The organism is Pseudoalteromonas sp. MIP2626 (assembly GCF_013414205.1).
In the GTDB taxonomy this organism is placed as follows: Bacteria; Pseudomonadota; Gammaproteobacteria; order Enterobacterales; family Alteromonadaceae; genus Pseudoalteromonas; species Pseudoalteromonas nigrifaciens.
Genome location: NZ_JAATTW010000033.1, coordinates 15,627 through 39,037, shown reverse-complemented (window position 1 = coordinate 39,037; position 23,411 = coordinate 15,627). Strand labels below are relative to the sequence as shown.

The 23,411-nt window shown below is 41.1% G+C and carries 21 protein-coding genes; 3 read left to right on the top strand and 18 right to left on the bottom strand.

The features are described from left to right. Window positions 1–194: 194 nt before the first annotated feature. The gene (locus HC000_RS13160) at window positions 195–683 is read left to right on the top strand and encodes an Sbal_3080 family lipoprotein (RefSeq protein ID WP_011328878.1); all 489 of its coding nucleotides are present in this window, start codon (window positions 195–197) and stop codon (window positions 681–683) included. Between the two features lie 135 nt (window positions 684–818). Here the strand turns inward: HC000_RS13160 and metH are convergent, their stop codons facing one another. From metH to metA, 3 genes are read right to left on the bottom strand one after another with little or no spacing between them, the layout of a single operon-like run. Next, window positions 819–3,449, bottom strand: a complete 2,631-nt coding sequence (gene metH / locus HC000_RS13155) for a methionine synthase (RefSeq protein WP_179807877.1) — start codon at window positions 3,447–3,449, stop codon at window positions 819–821. 12 nt (window positions 3,450–3,461) lie between these two features. Further along, complete coding sequence (locus HC000_RS13150; protein ID WP_179807876.1) at window positions 3,462–4,541, bottom strand: homocysteine S-methyltransferase family protein; 1,080 nt, start codon at window positions 4,539–4,541, stop codon at window positions 3,462–3,464. Further along, a complete protein-coding gene (gene metA / locus HC000_RS13145) occupies window positions 4,531–5,478 on the bottom strand; it encodes a homoserine O-succinyltransferase (protein ID WP_011328881.1) in 948 nt (315 codons plus the stop codon). Before metA ends, HC000_RS13150 begins: the two co-directional genes overlap by 11 nt. 240 nt (window positions 5,479–5,718) lie before the next feature. Between metA and ettA the strand changes: the two genes are divergently transcribed. Then, window positions 5,719–7,392, top strand: a complete 1,674-nt coding sequence (gene ettA / locus HC000_RS13140; RefSeq protein WP_011328882.1) for an energy-dependent translational throttle protein EttA — start codon at window positions 5,719–5,721, stop codon at window positions 7,390–7,392. Window positions 7,393–7,478: 86 nt separating this feature from the next. Continuing rightward, complete coding sequence (locus HC000_RS13135) at window positions 7,479–8,387, top strand: histone deacetylase (RefSeq protein WP_011328883.1); 909 nt, start codon at window positions 7,479–7,481, stop codon at window positions 8,385–8,387. Between the two features lie 140 nt (window positions 8,388–8,527). Here the strand turns inward: HC000_RS13135 and cyoE are convergent, their stop codons facing one another. From cyoE to fabV, 15 genes are all read right to left on the bottom strand, one after another. Next, entirely contained in the window at window positions 8,528–9,412 is an 885-nt protein-coding gene (gene cyoE / locus HC000_RS13130; protein ID WP_089368635.1) for a heme o synthase, read from the bottom strand. 9 nt (window positions 9,413–9,421) lie between these two features. Beyond that, on the bottom strand, window positions 9,422–9,781 hold the full coding sequence (cyoD, locus tag HC000_RS13125) for a cytochrome o ubiquinol oxidase subunit IV (RefSeq protein ID WP_179807875.1): 360 nt from the start codon (window positions 9,779–9,781) through the stop codon (window positions 9,422–9,424). Then, entirely contained in the window at window positions 9,781–10,428 is a 648-nt protein-coding gene (cyoC, locus tag HC000_RS13120) for a cytochrome o ubiquinol oxidase subunit III (protein ID WP_011328886.1), read from the bottom strand. Before cyoC ends, cyoD begins: the two co-directional genes overlap by 1 nt. Then, on the bottom strand, window positions 10,425–12,428 hold the full coding sequence (gene cyoB, locus HC000_RS13115; RefSeq protein WP_179807874.1) for a cytochrome o ubiquinol oxidase subunit I: 2,004 nt from the start codon (window positions 12,426–12,428) through the stop codon (window positions 10,425–10,427). The genes cyoC and cyoB overlap by 4 nt, the downstream gene beginning before the upstream one ends. 2 nt (window positions 12,429–12,430) lie before the next feature. Beyond that, a complete protein-coding gene (cyoA, locus tag HC000_RS13110; protein ID WP_086993897.1) occupies window positions 12,431–13,345 on the bottom strand; it encodes a ubiquinol oxidase subunit II in 915 nt (304 codons plus the stop codon). A gap of 316 nt (window positions 13,346–13,661) precedes the next feature. Further along, on the bottom strand, window positions 13,662–14,081 hold the full coding sequence (locus HC000_RS13105) for a hypothetical protein (protein ID WP_041454755.1): 420 nt from the start codon (window positions 14,079–14,081) through the stop codon (window positions 13,662–13,664). 453 nt (window positions 14,082–14,534) lie between these two features. Further along, window positions 14,535–14,747: a (Na+)-NQR maturation NqrM gene (gene nqrM / locus HC000_RS13100; protein ID WP_011328891.1), complete on the bottom strand. Its 213-nt coding sequence runs from the start codon at window positions 14,745–14,747 to the stop codon at window positions 14,535–14,537. A 94-nt stretch (window positions 14,748–14,841) separates the two neighbouring features. Next, window positions 14,842–15,873, bottom strand: a complete 1,032-nt coding sequence (locus HC000_RS13095; RefSeq protein ID WP_179807878.1) for an FAD:protein FMN transferase — start codon at window positions 15,871–15,873, stop codon at window positions 14,842–14,844. 159 nt (window positions 15,874–16,032) lie between these two features. Further along, the gene (nqrF, locus tag HC000_RS13090; protein WP_011328893.1) at window positions 16,033–17,265 is read right to left on the bottom strand and encodes an NADH:ubiquinone reductase (Na(+)-transporting) subunit F; all 1,233 of its coding nucleotides are present in this window, start codon (window positions 17,263–17,265) and stop codon (window positions 16,033–16,035) included. A gap of 18 nt (window positions 17,266–17,283) precedes the next feature. Then, window positions 17,284–17,892: an NADH:ubiquinone reductase (Na(+)-transporting) subunit E gene (gene nqrE, locus HC000_RS13085; RefSeq protein ID WP_011328894.1), complete on the bottom strand. Its 609-nt coding sequence runs from the start codon at window positions 17,890–17,892 to the stop codon at window positions 17,284–17,286. 10 nt (window positions 17,893–17,902) lie between these two features. Beyond that, on the bottom strand, window positions 17,903–18,535 hold the full coding sequence (locus tag HC000_RS13080) for an NADH:ubiquinone reductase (Na(+)-transporting) subunit D (RefSeq protein WP_011328895.1): 633 nt from the start codon (window positions 18,533–18,535) through the stop codon (window positions 17,903–17,905). After that, the gene (locus tag HC000_RS13075) at window positions 18,535–19,308 is read right to left on the bottom strand and encodes a Na(+)-translocating NADH-quinone reductase subunit C (RefSeq protein ID WP_011328896.1); all 774 of its coding nucleotides are present in this window, start codon (window positions 19,306–19,308) and stop codon (window positions 18,535–18,537) included. Before HC000_RS13075 ends, HC000_RS13080 begins: the two co-directional genes overlap by 1 nt. Then, on the bottom strand, window positions 19,301–20,503 hold the full coding sequence (locus HC000_RS13070; protein WP_011328897.1) for an NADH:ubiquinone reductase (Na(+)-transporting) subunit B: 1,203 nt from the start codon (window positions 20,501–20,503) through the stop codon (window positions 19,301–19,303). The genes HC000_RS13075 and HC000_RS13070 overlap by 8 nt, the downstream gene beginning before the upstream one ends. 4 nt (window positions 20,504–20,507) lie before the next feature. Beyond that, entirely contained in the window at window positions 20,508–21,851 is a 1,344-nt protein-coding gene (locus tag HC000_RS13065; RefSeq protein WP_011328898.1) for a Na(+)-translocating NADH-quinone reductase subunit A, read from the bottom strand. Window positions 21,852–22,196: 345 nt separating this feature from the next. Beyond that, a complete protein-coding gene (fabV, locus tag HC000_RS13060) occupies window positions 22,197–23,390 on the bottom strand; it encodes an enoyl-ACP reductase FabV (RefSeq protein ID WP_086993907.1) in 1,194 nt (397 codons plus the stop codon). Window positions 23,391–23,411 lie beyond the last annotated feature (21 nt).

Genomic DNA, 23,411 nt, shown 5'->3' with positions numbered 1-23,411 from the left:
ACAGTGGTAGTATTTTGTATCGACCAAACTAACCTGACGTTTTCTTGCGATAGCCATGTGACACCCTGCTTAATTATCGTACTAAACAGAGCATAGTTAATTACACTGATATTACAAATATTAAGATGGGTGTCTGTTCAATTTTTACCATGGTATTATTTATAAGATCTATATAATTATTGGAAATTAATTTAATGTTAAGATGCTTCACCGCTATATCTACAATATTGTTACTCTCTGGTTGTGCTAACAATGCAATTGTTGAGCTTCAAAAACTAGATTCAAAAAGTTTAACAAACAAAAATATACAAATAATCGATGATGGTAAAACTAAAGATTCAATTAAACATATCATTGCTGGCAAGTTAGATAAATACGGCTTTAAATATCAAATTGTCGATATTTCACAGTCTAACTCTAACGTAACAAATAACCCTAAGCTGACTTACTCTGCAAACTGGTGGTGGGACATGGCTAGTTATATGCGCTATTTGAACATTGAGATAAAAGACAACAGCCAAACTATCGCACTGGTAAAAATTGACACCGTGAAGTGTGGTGGTTTTGACAAGTTTGGTTCAGCCCAACGACGCACTGAGATCACCTTAGATTTACTCCTAAGTGACTTGAGCAAAGAAGAAGCCAATGAACTGATTTGTCTTGGTGGCCAACCCAAAAACTAATCTAAAAAATTGAATAATAAAATTAATGTGTTGTGGCCAATTAATTCTAGACTCTGAATTAATTTGCCACAATAGTTGTTAAAAACGAGCCAAATTTGGCTCGTTTTTGTTTTACTGATAACTGACCACTCCGCTCTATTCCGGATCATACCCTAAGTTAGGCGATAGCCACCTTTCAGCTTCCTCTAACGTCATATTGGTTCGTTTAGCGTAATCTTCAACCTGATCCTTTTGTACCGCTGCTACTGCGTAGTATTTTGCCTCAGGGTGTGAAAAGTACCAGCCCGAAACGGCCGCACCTGGCCACATGGCGTACGAGCTTGTTAGCTGCATGCCAATACGTTTTTCGGTGTCGAGCAACTGCCAAATTTTCTTTTTCTCGGTGTGCTCTGGGCACGCCGGGTAGCCTGGCGCTGGGCGAATACCTTGGTAGTTTTCGCGTATTAGCTCATCGTTTTCTAAGTTTTCATCTGGTGCAAAACCCCAGTATTCTTTACGTACTTGCTCGTGTAGGTACTCGGCAAACGCTTCGGCGAGCCTGTCGGCAACGGCTTTAATCATTATTTTGTTGTAGTCGTCTTGCTGGGCGTCAAACGCATTAGCTAGGGCGTCTTCTTCCAAACCGCCCGTTACTGCAAACGCGCCAAAATAATCTGGTGTACCTTTGGGTGCTATATAATCAGCTAGGCAGTAGTTAGCAAAGTCGGTTTTTTCGGTTTGCTGGCGTAAATGGCACGAGGTAGTTAACACCTCTTTGCGTGTTTCGTCTGTGTATATTTCTATGTCGTCGCCAACGCGGTTTGCCGGAAATAAACCAATTACACCCAGTGGTTGCAAGCTGCCTGCTTTTTCAAGGTCGTCTAACATGTCGTTGGCGTCTTTAAATAAGCTTTGCGCTTGCTCGCCAACTACTTCATCGGTCATTATGCGCGGGTATTTACCGGCGATTGACCAGGTCATAAAGTATGGCGTCCAATCTATGTATTTACGCAGCGTAGTTATAGATACATTTTTAAACTCTTGCACGCCAAGCTGTTTAGGCACTGGTGGTGTGTAGTTATCCCAATCGAGTTTTGCGGCGTTATCGCGAGCACGCTGAATTGTCACTGGTTTTGAGCGTGGTTTTTTACGCGCCTGTTGCTCGCGTACTTTAACGTATTCGGCTTGTGTTTTTTCTAAAAAGTCACTTTTGTGCTCTTTCGATAATAAGTTTGAAACCACACCCACCGCACGGCTGGCGTTACTCACATACACTACGCCTTTATCGTACTGAGGCTCAATTTTAACGGCGGTGTGCGCTTTTGATGTAGTAGCACCACCAATTAACAGCGGCAGTTCAAAACCACGACGTTTCATTTCTTTGGCTACGTGTACCATTTCGTCAAGCGATGGGGTAATTAGCCCCGATAAACCAATAATATCAGCTTTTTCGTCGATTGCGGTTTGCAGTATTTTATCAGCAGGCACCATTACGCCTAAGTCGATTACTTCGTAGTTATTACATTGCAGTACTACGCCAACAATGTTTTTACCTATGTCGTGTACGTCGCCTTTTACTGTGGCCATTACAATTTTTCCGTTGGTTGAACCTTCTTCTTTTTCAAGCTCAATGTAGGGGTCTAGGTAGGCTACGGCGCGCTTCATTACGCGGGCCGATTTAACTACTTGTGGTAAAAACATTTTACCTGCACCAAATAAGTCACCTACTACGTTCATGCCGTCCATTAACGGACCTTCAATTACGTGAATAGGTTTAGCGGCAGCTGCGCGGCACTCTTCGGTGTCTTCGTCTATAAAGGTAGTTATACCTTTAACAAGGGCATGTTCAAGGCGTTTTTCAACGCTCCAACTGCGCCATTCTAAATCTTCGACGCGCTCGGCTTGTGCCATACCTGAGTATTTAGGCGCAAGCTCTACTAAACGCTCGCCTGCACCGGGGTCGGTATTGAGTATTACGTCTGTAACGGCTTTGCGTAGTTCTTCGGGAATATCGTCGTAAACGGCTAGCTGCCCCGCATTTACAATACCCATGTCCATACCCGCTTGAATAGCGTGATATAAAAATACTGAGTGAATGGCTTCACGTACTGGGTTATTACCGCGAAACGAAAACGACACATTCGACACCCCACCCGACACTTTACAGTGCGGCAAGTTTTGCTTTATGCGCCGTGTGCCTTCAATAAATTCGACCGCGTAGTTGTCGTGCTCTTCTATCCCTGTGGCTACAGCAAATATATTTGGGTCAAAAATAATGTCTTCGGGCGCAAAGCCAACTTCTTCTACTAATATTTTGTAGCTACGCTCACATATTTCAAACTTTCTATCGGCGGTAGCGGCTTGGCCGTCGGTGTCAAAGGCCATAACTACAGCCGCTGCACCAAAACGTTTAATGGTTTTGGCTTGACGAATAAACGGCTCTTCGCCTTCTTTTAACGAAATTGAGTTAACAATGGCTTTGCCTTGAATGCACTTTAAACCGGCTTCTATTACTTCCCATTTAGAGGAGTCGACCATTATAGGTACGCGAGAAATATCGGGTTCTGAGGCAATTAAATTTAAAAACTTAACCATGGCGGCTTTTGAGTCCAACATGGCTTCGTCCATGTTTATATCAATTACCTGCGCGCCGTTTTCTACTTGTTCGCGAGCAACTGTTAACGCGGTTTCATAGTCTTCTTCCATGATCAAACGTTTAAACATGGCGGAGCCGGTTACATTGGTACGTTCGCCGACATTAGTAAATACTGCTATTTTTTGAGTCATGTTGGCGGCTCCTTAATTTAAGTTACAGGCTTGGAGGCCCGATAAACGCATGCGTACTTCAATTTCTGGCAACTGGCGTGGTTTAACGCCTTCAAGCCCTTTTGCAAAGGCGCGAATATGCGCAGGTGTGGTGCCGCAGCAACCACCTACAATATTAATAAAGCCCGACTTACCCCAATCAATAATTTCGGTTGCCATTTCTTTTGCTTCTAGGTCGTAGCCACCAAATTCGTTAGGCAAGCCTGCATTGGGATGCACAGAGGTAAAGGTTTCGCATACACGCGACAACTCTTGCACATATTGGCGCAGTAAATCTGGGCCTAAGGCGCAGTTAAGGCCAATAGAAAGCGGTTTAATATGGCGAATAGAGTTATAAAAGGCTTCGGTAGTTTGCCCCGAAAGCGTACGCCCAGAGGCATCGGTAATAGTGCCGGAGATCATAACTGGTAATGTGCGCCCTGCTTGCTCAAACGCTTCTTCTACTGCAAACGATGCTGCTTTAGCATTGAGGGTATCGAATATGGTTTCGATTAAAATAATATCGGCGCCACCTTCCATCAGTGCCAAGGTCGATTCTACATAGGCAGTAACTAAACGATCAAAAGTAACATTACGATAACCCGGATCGTTTACATCGGGCGACAATGAACAAGTTTTTGATGTTGGCCCAAGTACGCCTGCTACATAACGCGGTTTTTCGGGTGTTTTAGCACTAAACTCATCGCAAAGTAGCCGTGCCAATTTTGCCGACTCTAGGTTTATTTCACGGCTTAGATTAGCCATGTCGTAATCTTCCATCGAAATGGTGGTGGAGTTAAAGGTATTGGTTTCGATAATATCGGCACCGGCAGCTAAAAAGCTACGATGAATATCGGTAATTATTTTAGGCTGCGTAAGACTTAGTAAATCGTTATTACCGCGAATAAGTACATGCCAATCTTTAAAGCGCTCACCGCGATAGTCTTGCTCTTCTAATTGGTGTGCTTGGATCATAGTGCCCATAGCGCCGTCTAAAATTAAAATTCGCTCTTTTAATGCTGCACTTAGTTCGTCGTGCTTATTTTGGTCATTATTAAGAGGGTTATTCGGCATAGTTGTTAGTCCTTACGTCTTGGCTAACTAAATTAATATCATAGGGTGTAGTTTGGTACACGTAATAATTTAACCAGTTCGAAAAAAGTAAAAAAGCATGGCTTTGCCACGTTTTTGAAGGTTGTTTAGTTGCATCGTCATCTGGAAAGTAATTTTCGGGCTTGGGCGCATTGTCGCTTTTTTCGCAATCGCGTTGGTATTCAGCTTTTAACGAGTCGGCGTCATACTCTGGGTGGCCGGTAATAAACACTTGGCTGCCCGACTTATTTTTAACTAAGTAAGCACCTACTTTCTCAGAACCCGCTAGCACGACTAGTTCATTGCAAGCATTTATTTTATTTACATCTACATGGCCATAACGCGAATGCGGCACTAAAAAGGTGTCGTCAAAGCCGCGCGTTAACGCCCCATGTTCAAAGTAACATTGGTGCGTAAATACGCCGCACAGTTTATCGGTTTTTAAATCGCGCTTTATTTTATAATGATGATAAAGCGCTGCATGCGCTGCCCAACACGAAAAAAGTGTAGACGTAACATGCTGCTCAGCCCAATCTAAAATTGCGGTAAACTCATCCCAATAAGCTACATCCTGGTACTCTAAATGCGCTAGCGGCGCGCCGGTAACTATTAATGCATCGTAGTTATTGTTTTTTACTTCTGAAAAATAACGATAAAAGGTGTCTAGGTGCTGCTCTGAATTACTGCTACTGCGATGAGTGTCAAGACGCAGTAGTTCTACATTTACTTGCAAGGGCGAATTGGCAAGCAAACGAATAAACTGTACTTCGGTTTCAACTTTATTAGGCATTAAGTTAAGAATAGCCAAACGCATGGGGCGAATTTCTTGCGTTTTTGCACGAGTTTGTGGCATTACAAATACGTTTTCTTGGCGCAGGCGAGCAATAGCTGGTAGTTCGTCTTTTACTGTAATTGGCATCCTTTTACTCCTATTCATCAAAACCGAAAACTTATTATGAACAGATAAGAAAAAATATCAATCAATAGATGTATAGATGTCTAAATATCCAAATGAATTTTTTTCATCCTATTTTATAATCGTTTTTGTGCACTTTATAGTTTGTTTGTCGGTTTAAAATTGGCCATTCGTTGACTGCCTCACCCGTCAACCACTACAATAGAGCATTGTAATTTTTATTATTATTTGAAGGTTTTTTCCATGGTTTTACCTGATAAATTTATATTCTCGATGAGTCGAGTTTCTAAGGTTGTGCCACCTAAGCGCACTATCTTAAAAGACATCTCGTTACACTTTTTCCCGGGCGCTAAAATTGGTGTGCTTGGTTTAAACGGCTCTGGTAAATCAACATTGCTACGTATTATGGCCGGTGTTGACCAAGACTTTGAAGGTGATGCCTTTCCACAACCAGGCACTAAAATTGGTTACTTACCGCAAGAACCTGTTTTAGACGAAAGCAAAACCGTACGCGAAATCGTTGAGCAAGCTGTTGGCGAAGTTAAATACGCGCTTAAACGCCTTGACGAAGTGTATAACGAATACGCCATGGAAGACGCTGACTTTGACGCACTTGCAAAAGAGCAAGGCGAGCTTGAAGCGGTTATTCAAGCGCACGATGGTCATAACATAGACAACGTTTTAGAGCGCGCTGCCGATGCACTACGTTTACCTGAGTGGGATGCTAAAATTGAGCACCTTTCGGGTGGTGAACGCCGCCGTGTTGCTATATGCCGACTGTTACTTGAAAAACCAGACATGCTTATTCTCGATGAGCCAACTAACCACTTAGACGCTGAGTCGGTTGCCTGGTTAGAGCGCTTCTTACACGATTACGAAGGCACAGTTGTGGCGGTAACGCATGACCGTTACTTCCTAGATAATGTAGCAGGTTGGATTTTAGAGCTTGACCGTGGTGAAGGTATTCCATGGGAAGGTAACTACTCTTCGTGGTTAGAGCAAAAAGATGCGCGCCTACAACAAGAGCAAAAATCTGAAAAAGCACGTCAAAAGTCAATTGCGCAAGAGCTTGAATGGGTTCGTTCAAACCCTAAAGGCCGCCAAGCTAAGTCAAAAGCACGTATGGCGCAGTTTACCGAAATGCAGCAGTCTGATTATCAAAAACGTAACGAAACTAACGAAATGTTTATTCCGCCTGGCCCACGTTTAGGGGATCAAGTGCTTGAAATAACTAACTTACGTAAAAGCTTTGGCGACCGTGTATTAATCGACGATTTAAGCTTTAGCATGCCAAAAGGTGCCATTGTGGGCATTATTGGTGCTAACGGCGCGGGTAAATCAACACTGTTTAAAATGATCAGCGGCGAGCAACAGCAAGACAGCGGCAACATCACCATAGGTGAAAGCGTACACATTGCAACGGTTGATCAGTTCCGTGACGGTATGGACGAAAGCAAAACTGTTTTCCAAGAAATATCAGACGGGCAAGACGTACTTAAAATTGGTAATTTTGAGTTCCCAAGCCGTGCTTACGTTAGCCGTTTTAACTTTAAAGGTAACGATCAGCAAAAATTTGTTAAAGACCTATCGGGTGGTGAACGTAACCGTTTACACCTTGCTAAGTTATTAAAAGCTGGCGGTAACGTGTTACTACTCGATGAGCCAACTAACGACTTGGACGTTGAAACACTACGTGCACTAGAAAACGCTATTTTAGAGTTTCCTGGTTGTGTAATGTGTATATCGCATGACCGTTGGTTCCTTGACCGTATTGCTACACATATTTTAGATTACCGCGACGAAGGCCAAATTAACTTCTTTGATGGTAACTACACTGAATACGAAGAGTGGCTTAAAAAGACGTTAGGTGCTGAGGCAACTCAACCTAAGCGTATTAAGTACAAAAAGATTGGCTAACAGCTAATTTTAAGCTTTAGGCAATAATTAAGCCCTGCATTTATGTAGGGCTTTTGTTTTATAACTATAACTACAAATAGAATTTTATGACCCTAAATCCTCACTTGCCGTTAGTTTATCATCCTAATTACTCGTTTAGCTTTGATCCTAAACATCGTTTTGTAATGAGTAAATTTGCACATTTATACCAGCACGTTAAGCAGTTAGGATTAGTTGGCGATAACTTAGTACAGCCGTTATTAGGTACGCCAGAGGCACTAGAATTAGTACACTGCGAAAACTATATTCACGACCTATATCATAATCAATTAGACGAAAAAGCCATGCGCCGTATTGGTCTACCTTGGTCAAAAGAGCTAATGGCGCGTACCTTTACAGCCCCACAAGGTACACTACAAACCGCTCGCTTAGCCCTTAAACACGGTATGGCATGCCATTTAGCAGGCGGTACACACCACGCGCATACTGATTTTGGCTCAGGCTATTGCATGGTTAACGACTTGGCTTTTACTACGCAAACACTAATTGAGTCGGGTGAGGTTACTAATGTACTTATTTTTGATTTAGACGTACATCAAGGCGATGGCACCGCGGCCATGCTGCAACATCAGCCTTATGCGTATACCTGCTCGATTCATTGCGAAAAAAACTTTCCGTTCCGTAAATCCCCTAGCGATTTAGATATTGGTTTAACTAACAATATGCAAGACGCTGAGTATTTAGGCATAGTTGACGACACCCTGCAATTTTTGCTCAAAGAGCTAAACCCCGATTTAGTGCTGTACGATGCGGGAGTTGATGTGTGGCAACAAGACGGTTTAGGCAAACTCGATATTAGCTGGCAAGGTATAGAGCAGCGCGATCATCTCGTACTTAAACGCTGCCTTGAGCACAACACTCCGGTAGCTACGGTTATTGGCGGCGGTTACGACAGAGATCACCAGCGTTTAGCTCAGCGTCATGGCATTGTAGTTGAGCAAGCAGCACGTTTTTAATAGTTTTAGAGTTTTGCTATAAATACATATTGCAGCGGGCGTTAAAACGAAAAAAGGCTCCTCGAATATCTCAGAGCCTTTGTTAACTTTGGAATTAACTCGGTACTATTAACTAGGTGTATTAATTAGGTATGATTAAATTAACTAAGTACGAGTAACTGCGGCGCTATGCTTTGATAATCTACCGCCATAGCAATACTAAGTGCAGTAATATTAATAATTGAAAACGCGAATACTTGACGCGCCCAGCCGCTTATATCTATATTACGACGATAGCCCCGCAGCGCCATTAACAGCCACCAAAAACTAGTAATACAGGCAACCGCCATAAAAGCAGCACCGGTATAACCACTAATAGGTAGCAGCATTACAACCAAGGCATATATGGCAATATAAAGCACAATATGGCGTTTTGCTTTATCAATACCTTGCGCTACAGGTAATACAGGAATACCCGCTGCTTGGTAATCTTTAAAGCGAAAAATAGCAATGGCGTATGAGTGTGGCATTTGCCACAGGCTAAACATTACCAGTAAAATTAACGCCCCCATATCAAACTCCCCAGATACTGCGCAGTAACCAACAACCGGTGGCACAGCTCCCGATAAACTGCCAATAAAAGTGCCATAAACTGAGTTACGCTTCATGTAAAGGCTATAAACCCCTACATAAATAAAGTAACCAAAAGCGGCAAAAAATACTGCCGCAGGAGTGGTATAAGCTATTAATAAACCAAAGCCTATAATCCCCAATACCACCCCATGACATAAAGCAGCCATTGCAGACATTTCGCCCGTTACTGTTACCCGGGTGCGAGTACGCGCCATGGCAATATCGATATCTCGGTCAATCACATTATTAATAGCACAACCTGATGCAACCACTAGCGATAAGCCAATTAAGGTAGCAACCATTAGCCATGGGTTTATATCACCGCGGGAGGCTAGTAAAAACCCGCCCGCTACGCTGATTAAGTTACCCATAATAATACCTGGCTTAGTTACTGATAAATAACGACGAAACATCTTTAGCTCCTAATACATCATCATTGCGTTAGATTCGTAAATAATCCAAACAGATAGCCCAACCACCATAACAATAATTAGGGCACTGAATAAAAACGAGAAGGTACTTGCACGGCCATCTTCGGTAATAAAATTAAGGTGTAAAAAGTATTTTAAATGTACCCAAATTTGTACTACGGCTAGAGTAATAATGCTGTAAAGCGTGGTTGCTTTTGAAAAGTCGCCACTCATTACCATATAAAATGGTATAGCGGTTAAAATTACCGACAATACAAAACCAATTAAATAACTTTTAACACTGCCGTGAGATTCATCGTGGTGATGCTCATTTTGCATTTGCTTTAAAGCATGTGTTTCGCTGTGGATCATTACATTGCTCCCATTAAATAAACTAGGGTGAATACACAAATCCACACAATATCTAAAAAGTGCCAAAACAAGCTTAAGCAGCTCAAACGCGTTACGGTTGCTTTACCTAAGCCACGTTTAGCAACTTCAATCATCATTACACTCATCCAAATTAAACCTGCGGTTACGTGTAAACCATGCAAGCCAACTAATGCAAAAAACGAGGTTAAAAAAGCACTTTTTTGTGGACCATTGCCATGCACAATTAGGTGATTAAATTCGTAAACCTCCATACTAATAAACACCACACCTAAACAAAAAGTAACCGCTAACCATATTAAGGTCAGCGCCTTTTTTTGCCCTTGCGCGGCTATCATTGCAAAACCAAAGGTAATACTACTAATAAGCAGTGCGGCAGTTTCTACTGCTACAAAGTCGAGTTCAAAAATATCTTTACCCGATACGCCGCCAGCGGTGTTCATAAACAACACCGCGTAGGTAGCAAAAAACGAGGCAAACAATAGGCAATCGGTCATTAAGTAAAGCCAAAAACCAAAAGTAGTATTACTAGAGGTATCATGATGCGCGTGAGCATCATGATCCTGTTTGGTATTTACAATTGCAGAGTTTAAAGTTACTGACTCTTGACTAACAGACAAGGTACTCATGCGTTTAGCTCCTTATCAGTGGCTAAAATAGTGGCACTTAAGTTATGTGCTTGTTCAATACGTGCTACTTCGTCGGGCTGCACATAGTAGTCAACATCGCTTGCATAACAACGTTTGATAAATATAGCTATGCCTCCTACTAAACCTGCCGCAGCTAACCACCAAATATGCCAGATCATGGCAAAACAAAATGCGGTTAAACTAGCAGCCATAAGTACCCCTGCCGAAGTGTTTTTAGGCATATGAATTGGGCTATAGCTTATTTTACCTTGATAAGCTTGGCCTTTTTCTTTCATGTCGGTCCAGGCATCAATATCGTCAACATGCGGTATTTGGGCAAAGTTATAAGCCTGTGGTGGTGACGATGTTGACCACTCAAGCGTGTGACCGTTCCATGGATCGCCGGTAGCATCGTCAAGTGCTTCACGGTCTCTAAAGCTCACATACAATTGAATTACTTGGCAAATAATACCAAACATAATAATGACTGCGCCTACTGCAGCTATGTATAACCAAATATTCCAATCTGGGTTATTGGTGTGATTTAAACGACGGGTCATACCTAAAAAGCCTAATACGTACAGCGGCATAAACGCGACAAAAAAGCCAATAATCCAACACCAAAATGCGCCTTTACCCCAGCCTTCATTTAGCTTAAAGCCCATTGCTTTAGGGAACCAAAATGCAAAGCCAGCAAGGTAGCCAAATACCGCGCCACCAATAATAGTATTATGAAAATGTGCGATTAAAAACAAACTGTTATGCAGTACGTAGTCGGCACCAGGTATTGCTAATAGCACCCCGGTCATGCCACCTACGGTAAAGGTAACCATAAAGCCAAGCGTCCATAATACGGGTACGGTTATACGTAAACGGCCACGGTAAATAGTAAATAACCAGTTGAACAATTTAACCCCGGTTGGTACGGCAATAACCATGGTCATTACCCCAAAAAACGCATTAACGTTGGCGCTCGAACCCATGGTAAAAAAGTGATGTAACCACACAATAAAGCCTAAAATAGAGATAGCACCACTGGCGTAAATCATCGACTTATAACCAAATAGACGTTTGCTGGTAAAGGTAGAAATTATTTCAGAGAACACACCAAATGCTGGCAGCACTAAAATATAAACCTCTGGATGACCCCACGCCCAAAATAGGTTGATGTACATCATGGCGTTTCCGCCCAGATCATTGGTAAAGAAGTGAAAATCGAGATAACGGTCAAGCGTTAGCATGGCCAAAACGGCAGTTAAAATAGGGAATGATGCGGCAATTAAAATATTAGCCCATGTACAGGTCCAAGTAAAAACCGGCATTTTCATTAAGCTCATACCTGGTGCACGCATTTTAAACACGGTAACTAAAAAGTTTACTGCGGTTAATAGTGTGCCAAGCCCTGATATTTGCAACGCCCATATATAATAGTCGACCCCCACCCCGGCACTAAAAGTTAGCTCCGAGAGCGGTGGATAAGCCACCCAACCTGTTTTTGCAAACTCACCAAAAATAAGTGACAAATTAATTAAAATAGCGCCACTGGCAGTAAGCCAAAAGCTTAAGTTATTTAAAAATGGAAAAGCGACATCACGTGCGCCAATTTGCAATGGCACTATAATATTCATTAAACCTATCATAAATGGCATGGCCATAAAGATAATCATAATAACGCCGTGTGCGGTAAATATTTGGTCGTAATGTTCTGGTGGCAAATACCCAGGAGCGCCACTGGTAGCAAGTGCTAACTGAGCACGCATCATAATGGCATCAGAAAACCCACGAAATAGCATAATTAACGCTAATAAAATGTACATTACGCCTAAGCGTTTATGATCAACCGAGGTGATCCAGTCGCGCCACAGCACGCCCCATTTTTTATATTTTGTAATAAGCCCGGCAATAATAAGCCCAGCTAATGCAATAACGGCCATGGTTACCATAATAATGGGTTCATGAAACGGAATTGCATCCATTGAAAGTTTACCTAAAAACAACATGGTTATTCCTCGCCTTGGCTGTGAGATGAGTGCGTTGAATGCTCGCCCATTGCAGGGTGCTTTTTATTCATATCGCCGTGTGCGCCCATATATTTCATCACTATGGTATGAAATAAGCCTGCTTCAACGTCGCCGTAATAGGCCACCTGGTTGTTTTCGCTCGCTTTAGCCAGCTCAACATAATTTGCATGAGTAAGGTTATTACCTTGTGCTTTTATATCGCTTACCCATTTGTCAAAACCGGCTTGGGTAGGAGTAGCAATGGCATTAAACTTCATACCGGTAAAACCTGCACCACTGTAATTGGCCGAAAAACCTTTAAAAGTACCCGGTTCATTGGCGATTAAATGCAGCTTGGTTTCCATGCCAGCCATTGAGTATATTTGACTCCCCAATTGCGGAATAAAAAATGAATTCATGGTGCTCTCTGAAGTGATTTTATATTCAACAGGCACGTTTGCCGGAAACACCAACTCGTTAACCGTAGCAATGCCTTGCTCAGGGTAAATAAATAACCACTTCCAGTTTAGCGATACCACTTCTACAGTGAGGTGCTTGCCTTTGCCTTCAATTGGTTTATAAGGGTCTAGCGCTTGTGTAGACTGCCAAGTAATAACACCTAAAATAACAACAATAACAATAGGAACAGCCCACACAACAGCTTCAATCTTATTAGAATGAGCCCATTTGGGAGCGTAAATTTCATGAGTTTGTGTGTCTCTATATTTCCAAGCGAAATATAAAGTCATCACAATAACGGGGATCACTACCAGTAACATAAGCACAGTAGCTATGATGATTAAGTTTTTCTCATCAATGCCTATCTGCCCTTTTGGATCGAGTATCCCGCCTTTACAGCCTGACAACGCCAGTACTGTACTAGCTAAAGCAATATTACAGAGGTTACGAATTATCAAGGGACTATCCTACAAACCTAAAAGTTCTAAGGTGCTGCTTTAAAATAGCGCTAAGCAACGGTTTATCGGTAAACCCAAGTTAACTAATATCAAATTATAAAAAAATAAGGGGGCTATTCAAAATCTAAAGCTCATGCCAATAAAGACCTAGCAACAAACCCAGCTTTCTAAACGCATTTATATAACGTAATAAAAGTTAACTTGGGTGAGTGGTGGTTGGCTGAAATGTGTTTAAAAAACACTGAGCTACTTTGTTTACAACAGGCTAATTATTTACAGCAAGACAAAATAATTAAACCAATAACAAGGGGTAACCTTACAGACAACCTGTAAAGCTAGGTGGAGCACGACAACCATGTGCGGCTTGCACTGGTTGGCTAACTTTAGCCTCGCTAAAAGCAAAGGCTGCTTTACGGAGAATTATTCCAGCACGACGTGCTGAAAATGTATGAAACAATAACCAACAAAGGCCAATAAGTAACTGGCTAGAAATAATCGGATAAGCTAAAAATTCAGCAATTGTTAGTAATAACGGCTCTACAAAAGTGTTATCGCTTAACAAAGCTTCAAGGCTAAATGCATCCTCTGCAGCTCCGCTTAGCAGCATTAGGGTATTAAATACGACTAATGTTATAGCCACGCACACGCCTTTTCCAGCCTTATTCAAGCGCCCACACAATGCACTCTCGCCAAAGGCAAGCTGAACATTAGTATGATTACAAGATAGTGCGTTCAAAGACATTAACCTACTTAAATGACTAATAACAAAAATAACTCAATACGCAAATAATGAAAAATAACAAATCACACCTGCTGTAAGCCTAAAATCAGCTGCTAAATACAATTAGATCCGACTAGCACAAACTTGCTAAGTGGAAATTGATTTGCATCAATCAAACTTTCAAAACTTACTGAAAGTTCGAACGTGAGTATAACAAAGCGAGTGGGCTGCACAAGAAAAAATAATAAATATTTAGCATTTTTACTTCATTAATTTTTATACCTAATCAAATTTTGCTTATTTATATTGATAAAACAACGTCCAGTTCAATAACAATTTAATTAGCCTTAAGTTAGTTTTCGTTTTATATGCGTTATTACTCTGCTATTAATAACGCATATAAAAAAGCCCCCAATAATTAAATATCGGGGGCTTTTTTTTACACGTATGTTTTAAATAAAAAATACGTTACATAATTTGATTTTCTTTCCAAACTTGCTCTTTTGCCATGCGCTGTTTACGTTTATCACATGGATCATCGCAATCGCAGGCTTTATCAATACCTACGGCACCTAGGCCACCACAACTACCAGCCATAGATTTTTTTTGTACAATCATGCCCACAGCCATCGCTGCCACAATCAAAATAAGTAAAGTAAAAGTAAGAAGAAAAAGTGACATTGCTTAGCCCCTATTGTTCAGCAATAAATTAGGCTCAAACATATTTGAGCAACTGTTATTATATACCTTAGTGATTAAAATATAAACCTAAGCGTTATAAATAAGGCTTAAATGCAGGGCTTGAATATGTTATTAAACCCTCATCTGACTTTCCTATTAAATACACTGGTAAATCATGTTTTTGTGCATAAGCTTGGGCTTTTTTCATACCCATTACGGTTAATGCCGTTGCAAGCCCGTCTGCTGTCATAGCACTTGGGTGCAATACTGTTACCGATACTAAATCGTGACGGCTAGGCATACCTGTTACTGGATCGATTAAATGGCTGTATGTTTCACCTTCCATTTCATAAAAAATACGGTAATCGCCCGATGTAGCAATACCATTGGTACCGGGCGCTAAAACTCGATGCACTTCACGCTCACCTGGCTGTGCATCAGGTTGTTCAATGGCTATTTTCCAGTCTTGATTATTGGGTTTAACACCGCTTATACGCAGCTCGCCACCAATTTCTACCATATAGTTACTAATATTATGGCTTTCTAAAAGTTGCGCTACTTTATCTATGCCATAACCTTTAGCGGTTGCCGAAAACGTCAGCTCTAAGCCATCAACGGTTTTAGCCAAACCTTGCTCGGTTAAGGTAAGTTTATCAACGCCAATATTTGCCAGCATTTGTGCTAGGGCTGCATCGCTTGGGCGCTTAGTTGGTTTTTTATTAGGGCCAAAACCCCATAAATCAATGAGCGGCCCCATAGTAACATCGAGAGTTTTAGTTGATTCGCCTAATCGAATTGACTCAGTAACAACCGCTCTAAAGTCTGCACTTATTGGCATTACTTCATTGGCTGGTAAACGGTTAAAAGTGTTTATTTCAGAGTCAGGTATGTACGTTGACATAGACTGATTTATATCTTGTAAAACAGCATCAACTTCCTCTTTAAGCACTACTACGTCGCGCTGAGGCTGCTCATCGTAAAATTTAATATGGTAAGTAGTGCCCATTGTTTTACCTTCTAGGTAAAAGCTCTCTGGCTGTGGTTTTTCATTACATCCACTAAGTAAAAAAATCAGCGATATTAAAAACAAGGCCATTATGCCTTGGGGAATACTTACACGATTCATCACAACCCTACTTCCATTAATTTAAGAATAAAACTTTATGAATAAAAAAGCCTCGTAGCATAATATGCTACGAGGCTGATATTTTAACCAAAACTAAGTTGTTTTGATATAGATCTTGTTGACCTTTAAGGGTTGAAATAGGTTCAACCCATTTAGCTATTAGCCACCGAAATCATCTAGTAAGATATTCTCGTCTTCAACACCTAAATCTTTAAGCATAGTAATAACTGCCGCGTTCATCATTGGAGGACCACACATGTAGTACTCACAATCTTCAGGGGCTTCGTGATCTTTAAGATAGTTCTCAAATAACACGTTATGGATAAAGCCTGTGTAGCCTTCCCAGTTATCTTCTGCTTGCGGATCTGAAAGCGCGGTGTGCCAAACGAAATTATCGTTTTCAGCAGCTAGGCCGTCAAAATCTTCAACATAGAACATTTCGCGTCTAGAACGTGCACCATACCAAAAGCTCATCTTACGCTTAGAGTTCAAACGTTTAAGTTGATCAAAGATATGAGAACGCATTGGCGCCATACCAGCACCACCACCAACGAAGATCATTTCTGCGTCAGTATTTTTAGCGAAGAACTCACCAAATGGACCAGAAATAGTTACTTTATCGCCTTTAGTTAGTGACCAAATGTACGAAGACATTTTACCACATGGCAGGCTTAGGTTTCTTGGCGGTGGAGCAGCAATACGCACGTTAAGCATAATGATGCCTTCTTCTTCTGGGTAGTTAGCCATTGAGTAAGCACGAATTGTTTCTTCGTCTACTTTTGACTCCAGGTCGAAGAAACCAAAATGGTTCCAATCACCACGATATTCTTCTGGAACATCGAAATCAGCATATTTAACATGATGAGCTGGCGCTTCGATTTGGATGTAACCACCCGCACGGAACGGCACTGACTCGCCATCTGGAATTTGTAGTACAAGTTCTTTAATGAACGTTGCTTTGTTATCGTTAGAGATAACTTCACAATCCCATTTTTTAACACCGAAAATTGACTCTTCAAGCTCAATTTCCATGTCATTTTTAACATTTACCTGACACGCTAAACGACAGCCTTCACGGGCTTCACCTTTAGAAATGTGATCAAGTTCAGTTGGCAGAATATCGCCGCCACCTTCTTTAATGTGTACACGACACTGACCACAAGAGCCACCGCCACCACATGCAGAAGATACGAAAATACCTGACTCAGATAGCGCGCCTAATAGCTTACTACCTGCTGATGTTTTAATGGCTTTGTCTGGGTCGCCATTAATCCCAATGATGATATCGCCACTTGCAACTAACTGAGATTTAGCACCAATGATCACTAAAACTAGTAGTACAACGATAGCGATGAAAACACCAACTCCTAAGAAAATATCAGTATAACCCATGATTTATCCTCGCTACCTTTACAGTGAAATACCAGAGAATGACATAAAGCCAAGAGCCATTAAGCCAACAGTAATAAAGGTAATACCTAAACCACGTAAGCCATCTGGAACGTCTGAATATTTCATTTTCTCACGGATACCTGCAAGTAATGTAATTGCAAGTGCCCAACCAACACCAGCGCCAATACCATAAACCACAGACTCGCCGAAGTTATAGTTACGCTCAACCATGAAAGATACCGCACCAAAAATTGCACAGTTAACTGTGATTAGTGGTAAGAAGATACCTAACGCGTTGTAAAGTGCTGGGAAGAACTTATCTAATGCCATTTCCAAAATTTGCACAAGTGCTGCAATAACACCAATGAAAGTTAAGAAACGTAAAAAGCTAAGATCTGCATCTGGGTAACCAAGCCACGTAAGTGAACCCGGTGCTAACACTGCATGGTAAACTAAGTTGTTAACTGGTACCGAAATACCTAATACAACAATAACCGCTACACCTAGGCCAATTGATGTGGTTACTTTTTTAGATACTGCTAAAAAAGTACACATGCCTAAGAAGAATGATAACGCTAAGTTTTCAATAAAAACGGCTTTTACAAATAAACTAATATAATGTTCCACTGTGTGCCCCTTACGCTTTAGCTTCTACTTGGTCTTTCTTATAAGTACGTAGTACCCATATGAATAAACCAATGATGAAGAATGCACTCGGTGGTAATATCAATAGACCCATAGGTTGATACCAACCACCATTTTGTACTAATGGGATAATATCAACACCGAATAGTGAACCCTTACCAAATAGTTCACGAATGAAACCAACGGTAAGTAGTACTACTGAATAACCTAAACCGTTACCAATACCGTCAAGAAACGACATAAGTGGCGGTGACTTCATTGCGTATGCTTCAGCACGACCCATTACAATACAGTTAGTAATAATTAGACCGATAAATACCGAAAGCTCTTTTGCCGTAGCGTAAGAAAATGCTTGTAGTACTTGGTCAACAACAATTACCAAAGATGCAATAATCGTCATTTGTACAATAATACGTACTGACGATGGGATCTGGTTACGAATAGTCGAGATAAAGAAGCTAGAAAACGCGGTTACCAAGGTCAAAGCAATTGACATGATTAATGCGTTTTTTAAGCTAGATGTTACCGCTAGCGCAGAACAAATACCAAGTACTTGTAGTGCGATTGGGTTGTTAGCTAAAACCGGGCCAAATAGGACCGCTTTCATTTCTTTAGTATCAGCCATTATTTCAATGCTCCTTTACGTACTTCCGCAAGGAATGGACCAAAGCCATTGTCACCAGTCCAAAAGTCAACTGTATTATCAACACCGTTAGACGTTAAAGTTGCACCCGATAGACCATCAATTTGATGCTCATTGCTAGCGCCACTTTTTACAACATCGATAGGTAATTCTTTACCTTCCCATTTTGCAGTCCACTGTGGATTTTGGATTTCGCCACCTAAACCAGGTGTTTCACCATGCTTATAAAAGATAATGTTTTTGATTGTTTCGCCATCGTTTTCAAGCGAAAGGAAACCATACATTAAGCCCCATAAACCGTAACCTTGAATAGGAACAATAATAGTGTCAACTGACCCATTATCTGCTCTAGAGATGTATACAGGTGCCTCTGTCGTTACGCGCTGAATGCCCGCAATGTCAGTAATGCCTTTTTCAGCAAGCGCAAAGCTTAGCTTAGGGTCAAATTTGCTTTTTTCAAAGTCAAATGCATTAACCTTAGCCTGAACTTCTTCACTTGAGTCGCTTGCAAAAGACTCACCCGTTTTCATATTAACTAAGCGTACTTCGATTTTGTTGTTGAATGTTTCAGAAACATTTTCAACTTTTCCGATTCCCGCTGCAACTAAGATATTACTTTGAATATCTTTCGCTTTATTAGCTTGCTGTAAAGGACGAAGCTGTACAGCAGCAAACGATACGATAATTGCACACACTAAACATAGCGCAACAACTACTGCTAACGTTTTACCGATTGATTCGTTATTACTAGACATTACGTGCCAACCTCCGTTTGATATTAGCTTGCACTACAAAGTGATCGAACAGTGGAGCAAATAAGTTAGCAAATAAGATTGCTAGCATCATACCTTCTGGGAAAGCAGGGTTCACAACACGGATCATAACAACCATAAAACCAATAAGCGCGCCATAAGCTAACTTACCTTTATCGGTAAATGCAGCAGACACAGGGTCGGTAGCCATAAAGAACATACCAAACGCAAAACCACCTAGTACAAAGTGCCAATGCCAAGGCATAGCAAATACTGGGTTAGTCTCAGAGCCAACTGTATTTAGCAGTAATGCAGTGATTACCATACCGAAAAATACACCTAGCACTATACGCCAAGAAGCGATACGCACGTAAATAAGGAACAAGCCACCCACTAATAATGCAAGTGTTGATGTTTCGCCTACAGAACCTTGAATGAAACCGTAAAACGCATTCCACCATAACTCCATGTTTGAAAAATCAAGTGTGCCAACAAACGCTTGACCAAGCATAGTCGCACCAGAGAACGAATCTACTGCTGTCCATACTGTGTCACCTGAAATTTGTGCAGGGTATGCGAAGAATAAAAACGCACGACCAGCTAACGCAGGGTTTAAGAAGTTACGACCTGTACCACCAAAGATTTCTTTAGCAATTACAACACCAAATGTAATACCAAGCGCAACTTGCCATAAAGGAATAGTTGCTGGCAAAATAAGTGCAAATAACACTGATGTTACGAAGAAACCTTCGTTAATTTCGTGTTTACGCACTGAAGCAAATATAACTTCCCAAAAACCACCTACAGCAAAAGTAACTGCATAAATTGGTAGGAAGAAACACGCTCCGTAGAACATTTTAGCGCCCCAGCCTGCATCAGCGGTTAATTGACCGCCTAACAGTTGAAACAAATCAACTTGCCATATATTAGCTAGTTCAAAACCTTGTGCTAAAGCACCAGCGGCCTGATGGCCAATATTGAACATACCAAAAAACATAGCAGGGAACGTTGCCATCCACACTAAAATCATCATGCGTTTTAGGTCGATGTTGTCACGAACGTGTGTCGCGCCTTTATTTACGTAGCCTGGTGTATAAAAAATAGTTGCTGCTGCTTCATACAGAGCATAAAATTTTTCATATTTACCACCGGCTTCAAAATTCGGCTCGATATCTTCAAGATATTTTTTTAAACCCATCTCTCTAGCCTTCCTTCTCGATCGTAGTTAAGCAATCGCGTAGGGCTGCGCCATACTCGTATTTGCCCGGACAAACGAAGGTACATAACGCTAAATCTTCTTCATCTAGTTCAAGCGCGCCTAATGACATTGCACTGTCTACATCGCGTGACAATAGGTCGCGTAATAATAGAGTTGGCAAAATATCTAACGGCATTACACGCTCATAGCTACCAATTGGTACCATGGCACGTTTTGAACCACCTGTTGACGTTGTCATTTTAAATAAACGACTCGGTGCAAGGTGAGAAATAAAGGTACGCGTTACGGAAAATTTATCACTACCTGGTGCAATCCAACCAAACAATTCTTTTTCGCGACCTTCAAGTAAAACAGATACTTGAACGTGGTAACGACCTAAGAATGCATGAACACCGTTTGAAATAGAACCTGACAATACTGAACCAGAAATAACACGGTTATCACCGTCTTCTAATTCGCCAGCAACTAAATCATCCAATGAAGCACCTAATTGTGTTTTCACTAAACGAGGGTTTTTAACGCGAGGACCTGCAAGAGAAATTACACGATCAGTGTAAATTTCACCGGTAAGGAATAAGTGACCAAAGGCGATAACGTCTTGGTAACCAATATGCCAAACCTGCTTGCTAATAGATACTGCATCAAGATGATGGATATGTGTGCCAACAAGGCCAGCCGGATGCACACCACCAAACTCATGTACTTCTACTTGAGCTATAGATGAGCTAGGAACTTGGCTACCTGCTTGTTTACAAACAAATACTTTACCGTCGGTTAAACGCGACACAACAGCTAAACCTGCTTCGAATGCTTGCACATTTTCAGCAATAATTACCGCAGGATCTGCAGCAAGTGGATTAGTGTCGATTGCGGTCACAAAAATAGAGCTAGGATTTGCATCCACTGCCGCTACTTTACTGAATGGGCGAGCACGAAGTGCTGTCCACTGACCAGACTGTATAAGTACTTCTTTGGCTTTTTCACGATCTAAGCTCGAAAGCTCGGCATCAGAAAAAGTACCAAAGGTGATTTGCTCACTGCCGTTAACTTCAATAACAACAGATTGCAGTACACGTTTAGCACCACGATTAATTTCTTTTACTGTGCCAGAAGCTGGAGCAGTAAATAATACACCTGGGTTCTTTTTATCTTCAAAAAGTACCTGGCCTTTTTTCACTTGGTCATCCACACGAACATGCATGGTTGGACGCATACCGATAAATTCTTCACCTAGCACAGCTACACGTTTGACGGTAGAACCATCATGAATAACTTGCTGAGGAGCGCCCTCTATGGGTAAGTCCAGACCTTTTTTTATATTGATCATACGCACTTGCACTACATTAACGGAAAGAAACTGAAAAATCGTATCAACCACGTCGCCATATTAACTATAACAAGTTGTGTAAAACTAACTTGCTATAAATACTAAACAAGCAACGCAGTAAAACTCCTCACATATTGCTATGATTTTAACATCATTGTGCAACACTATGCGAGTGTATTTATAAAAATTATACCAGAGAAAGACTTATTTACGCTTGATGTAGCTATTTAATAAAATTCAAGCTAGACCAAAGTTGTACGTTTACTAAGAAACATTATTTTTATAAAAAAATCAGTAATAAAAAAGTCGCACTAGGCGACTTTTCAAACTGTTTTGTACAATTGATTAGTCAATCATATTCGCAATAGGCTGAACAGGGTCAACCTCTTGCTCATAATCAACGCCTTGTATACCAAAACCAAACAAGCGTAAAAACTCATTATGATAACCAACATAATCGGTTAGTTCATCAATGCTACTAGTATCTACTTTATCCCAAATAGCTTGAATACGTGCTTGTACGTCATCTTCTAGCTCTTTATAGTTTTGGAATAAATGACCGCCTTCGTCAAAACGTGGCGTGTCGCCGTATAAGTTTTCGCTAAATAACGCCTGTATTTGCTCAATAGTACCTTCGTAGGTGCCATCGGCCTTCATCACTTTAAATAAAGCAGAAATATACAAAGGCATAATAGGAATAGCCGAGCTAGCTTGTGTTACTACCGCATTAAGTGACGATACATACGCTTCGCCATTTAAATCACTAGTCGAAGCTTTAATAGCAGCCGTTGCACGATCCAAATCTTCTTTTGCTTTACCAATCGTTGCATGCCCGTATATTGGCCATGTTAGCTCTTTACCTATGTAGGTATAAGCAGTGGTTTTGAAGTTATCGGCTAGCACATCGGCTTGTTTTAGTGCATCAATCCACATTTCCCAATCTTCACCGCCCATTACTTTAATAGTATTGTCGATATCATCTTGGTTTGCCGCTTCAACGGTTATTTCATCAATTTCACGCTTTGAGGTATTCAGATTTTTAGTTGTAACTGCATTACCAATTGGCTTAAGCGTAGATGAGAACACTTCACCGGTATTAGGATCGGTACGACGCGGAGACGCTAAGCTGTAAATAATTAAATCTACTTTGCCTAAATCGGCTTTAATAGTATCAATTGCTTTTTGCTTAATTTCGTTTGAGAACGCATCGCCATTAATATTTTTTGACCAAAGGCCTGCTTCGTCTGCAGCATTTTGAAATGCAGCTGTATTGTACCAACCTGCAGAACCCGTTTTGCGCTCAGTGCCTTCTTTTTCAAAGAAAATACCTAATGTTTTAGCACCGCCACCAAACGCCGCAGTAATACGCGATGCAAGGCCATAGCCTGTAGAGGCACCAATAACTAATACATTTTTAGGCGCATTTTTTAATGCACCTTGTTGCTTTACATAATTAATTTGTTCTTGAACATGTTCGCTACAGCCCACTGGGTGGGCATTGGTGCAGATAAATCCACGAATTTTAGGCTTAATGACCATTGATCATCCTATATCTTTACA